This is a genomic window from Mycobacterium sp. (assembly GCF_039583805.1).
In the GTDB taxonomy this organism is placed as follows: Bacteria; Actinomycetota; Actinomycetes; order Mycobacteriales; family Mycobacteriaceae; genus Mycobacterium.
In genome coordinates, this window is record NZ_JAVKSH010000036.1 from 23272 (window position 1) to 27330 (window position 4059).

Below are 4059 nucleotides of genomic sequence, written 5' to 3' on the forward strand. Positions count from 1 at the left end.
TACTGGTCCGGCTGAGGGTAGGCGGGCGCCTGCGGATAGAACTGCCCGGGCTGTTGGTAGGGCGCGTAGTCGGTGGGGCCGTAGGCCGGCGGCTGCCACGCCGCCTGGTCGGCCGGCGCCTGCCACGTCGGCTGCTGCCAGGCTGACTGCTCCCCGGCCGGCTGCTGCCACGGCGATGCCTGCCCGGCCGGCTGGTCGCCGCCCTGCCGGTTCTCGTCCTGCGGCGGCTGCCACGGCTGCGTGGGGTCAGATCCCTGCGGTCCGCTCATTGAGAGTCCTCTCGGTCCGGTGTCGGCGGGTGTAAAACCGGAGACGTGGGCAAGCTTACCCGGCGTCAACTGCGACGACGCCGCGCCGAACCGCGTCGATCGCGTGGTTGGCCGCCGCCCGCAGCGCTGGCTGCGTCGCCGCGTTGCGGACCTGGTCGAGCAGGTCGAGCACTTGCCGGCACCACCGCACGAAATCTCCCGCCGAGGGCGGCGCGCCGCCGGTGTCCGCGGCGGCCAACGCGGCGGCCAGGTCCCCGGTGCGGGCCCAGCGGTAGATCGCGGGCACGAAGCCGTCGTCGGGCTCGCGGCTGGGACCGATGCGGTGCCGCTGCTCGTCGGCGCGCAGCGTCCCGGCCAGCTGTTCGGTGCGGTGCAGCGCCCGCCGCAGCGCGGCGCTGGGCACCTCCGCGGCGCGCGGCGGCCCCCGCCCGTCGCCGCCGCGCGACTCGTAGAGCACCGCCGAGGCCACCGCGGCCAGGTCGGCCGGTTCGAGCCCGGTCCACGCGCCGGTGCGCAGGCATTCGGCCACCAGCAGGTCGCTTTCGCTGTAGATCCGGGCCAGCAACCGTCCGTCGTCGGTGACCTCGGGATTCCCGTCGGTGACCCGGATGAAGCCGCGCTCGGCCAGCAGCCCGACGATCCTGTCGAAGGTGCGGGCCAGCGAATTGGTGGCCGCCGCCACCTTCTGCCGCAGCGCCGCGTTCTCGCGTTCGATGCGCAGGTAGCGCTCGGCGACCCGGACCCGGGCCTCACGGTCGGGCGCCCGGTGCGCGGCGTGGCGGCGCAGTTGCGCTCGCAGCGACACCAGTTCGGGATCGACGTCGGCGCCGTCGCGCCGCCGGCCGCCGGTGTCGGGGATCACCAGCCCCGCGGCCGCCGTCCGCAACGCCGAGGCCAGGTCGCGGCGCACCCGCGGCTGGCGGTGCTCGACCCGTTTGGGCAGGGTCATCGACCCGACCGGCGTCGCGGCACCGGAATAGTCGGCCGACGAAATCCTTCCCGCCCAACGGTTTTCGGTGAGCACCAGCGGCCGAGGGTCGGAGCTGTCGCGGTCGGATTCCAGCACCACCGCCAGCCCGCCGCGACGGCCGTGGGTGATTGTGATGATGTCGCCGCGGCGCAGCGCGGCCAGCGCGTCGGTGGCGGCCTGCCGCCGCTGCAGCCGCGACGCGCGGGCCTGCGCGCGTTCCCGTTGCGTGATCTGCTCGCGCAGCCGGGCGTAGTCCAGCATCGGCGCGTCCTCGCCGCCCAGCTCGGCGGCGATCTTCTCCAACATCCGTTCGCCCCGCTCGACCCCGCGGGTCAGCCCGACCACCGACCGGTCGGCCTGATACTGGGCGAAGGACTGCTCCAGCAGGCGGTGCGCCTGTTCGGGCCCCATCCGCGCCACCAGGTTGATCGTCATGTTGTACGCCGGCGCGAACGAGCTGCGCAGCGGGAACGTGCGGTTGGAGGCCAGGCCGGCCACCGAGGCCGGGTCGCTGGTGTCGTCGCCGGGGTGCCAGATCACCACCGCATGGCCCTCGACGTCGATGCCGCGCCGGCCCGCCCGCCCGGTGAGCTGCGTGTACTCCCCCGGTGTCAGCGGCAGATGCTGCTCGCCGTTGAACTTCACCAGCCGCTCCAACACGACGGTGCGCGCCGGCATGTTGATACCCAGCGCCAGCGTCTCGGTGGCGAACACCGCCTTGACCAGGCCCGCGGTGAACAGCTCCTCGACGGTGTGCCGGAACACCGGCAGCAGCCCGGCATGGTGGGCGGCCAGGCCGCGCAGCAATCCCTCGCGCCACTCGTAGTAGCCGAGCACGTCGAGGTCGTCGTCGGCCAGGTCCCCGCACCGGTGGTCGATCACCTCGGCGATGCGCGCCCGGTCCTCCTCGGTGGTCAGCCGCAACGGCGAGCGCAGGCACTGGGTGACGGCGGCGTCGCACCCGACGCGGGAGAACACGAACGTGATCGCCGGCAGCAGTCCCTCGCGGTCCAGGGTTGCGACGACGTCCGGCCGCGACGGCAGCCGGTGCCCGCCGGGCCGACCGGGCCTTCCCCTGCCCGCCTGCCGGCGGGGGCCTCGCCAGTCGGCGAGCCGGTCTGCCTCACGGCGATTTGCAATGTGGCGCAACAGATTCGGATCCACCGGCGACTTGTCCCCGGCGCCATCCGCCCGGTAGTCGAACAGGTCGAAGAGGCGTTTGCCCACCAGCATGTGCTGCCACAGCGGCACCGGGCGGTGCTCGTCGACGACGACCGCGGTGTCGCCGCGCACGGTCTGGATCCATCCACCGAACTCCTCGGCGTTGCTGACCGTCGCCGACAGGCTGACCAGCCGCACCTCCTCGGGCAGATGCAGGATCACCTCCTCCCACACCGCGCCCCGCATCCGGTCGGCCAGGAAATGCACCTCGTCCATCACCACATAGCAAAGCCCCTGCAGTGCAGGCGAATCCGCGTAGAGCATGTTGCGCAGCACTTCGGTGGTCATCACCACCACCGGGGCGCCGGAGTTCACCGACAGGTCGCCGGTGAGCAGACCGATCCGGTCTTTGCCGTAGCGGGCGGAGAAGTCGGTGTGCTTCTGGTTGCTCAGCGCCTTCAGCGGCGTGGTGTAGAAGCACTTGCCGCCCGACGCCAGCGCCAGGTGCACCGCGAATTCGCCCACGACCGTCTTGCCGGCCCCGGTCGGCGCGCAGACCAGCACCCCGTGGCCGCGTTCCAGGGCGGCGCAGGCCTGTAGCTGAAACCCGTCCGGCGCGAAGGGCAGCTCCGCGGTGAACCGGGCGAGCTCGCCGCCGCGGTGCCCGTCAGGTGACGTCGTCATGGGGCGCGGCAACCCGCGACGGTTCGGGTATCGACGACGGCGCCTCGATGGTGGACGCCTGGTCATCGGAGATCATGGCGTCGCGCTTGGCTTTTCGTTTGTCATGCAGCCGGGCGATCTGGATGGCCATTTCGAGCAGCAGGGTCAGCGCGCACCCGAGCGCGATCATCGAGAACGGGTCGGAGCCCGGCGTGAAGATCGCCGCGAAGCAGAACACCGCGAAGATCAGGCCGCGCCGCCACGACCGCAGCTGGGCGTAACCGAGCACCCCGGCCAGGTTCAGCATGACGATCAGCAGCGGAAACTCGAAGCTGATACCGAACACCAGCAGCAGGTTGATCAGGAAACCGAAATACTTCTCGCCGGACAACGCGGTGACCTGTACGTCGCTGCCGACCGTCAGCAGGAACCGCAGTGCCTTCGACAGCACCAGGTAGGCCAGCACCGCGCCGGCGACGAACAGCACCGCCGCCGGGATGACGAACGCCACCGCGAAGCGGCGCTCCCTGCGGTACAGCCCGGGCGTGATGAACGCCCACAGCTGGTAGAGCCACATCGGGCAGGCCAGCACCACCCCCGCGGTCAGTCCGACCTTGAGTCGCAACAGGAACTGGTCGAACGGCGCGGTGGCCAGCAGCCGACACTGCCCGTCGGCGCTGATGTCCGCGCGCGCCGACGACGGCAGGGCGCAGTAGGGGTGGCGCAGCCATTCGCCGAGGCTTTCCCACCCGAACAGCGCATGCGAATACCACACGAATCCCAGAACGGTGGTGAGCGCGATCGTGGCCAGCGAGACCAGCAGTCGGGTGCGCAACTCGGTCAGGTGCGCGACCAGCGACATCGTCGCGTAGGGATTGGTGCGGCTGTGACGCGAGCGGGGGTCGAGCCGCCGCAGAATTCCGTTGGTGCGCACAGTTACTCGGTCTGCATAGTCACTCGGTCTGCATAGTCACTCGGTCTGCATAGTCACTCGGT

2 protein-coding genes and 1 pseudogene are annotated in these 4059 nt (G+C 71.2%); all 3 read right to left on the reverse strand.

The genetic code is table 11. The features are described 5' to 3' along the window. Positions 1-269: pseudogene (locus ABDW21_RS06930) on the reverse strand (hypothetical protein); the annotation flags it as partial. Between the two features lie 55 nt (positions 270-324). Then, positions 325-3084: an RNA helicase gene (locus tag ABDW21_RS06935; protein ID WP_343601924.1), complete on the reverse strand. Its 2760-nt coding sequence runs from the start codon at positions 3082-3084 to the stop codon at positions 325-327. Then, complete coding sequence (gene tatC / locus ABDW21_RS06940) at positions 3068-3997, reverse strand: twin-arginine translocase subunit TatC (RefSeq protein WP_343601925.1); 930 nt, start codon at positions 3995-3997, stop codon at positions 3068-3070. The genes ABDW21_RS06935 and tatC overlap by 17 nt, the downstream gene beginning before the upstream one ends. Between the last annotated feature and the right edge of the window lie 62 nt (positions 3998-4059).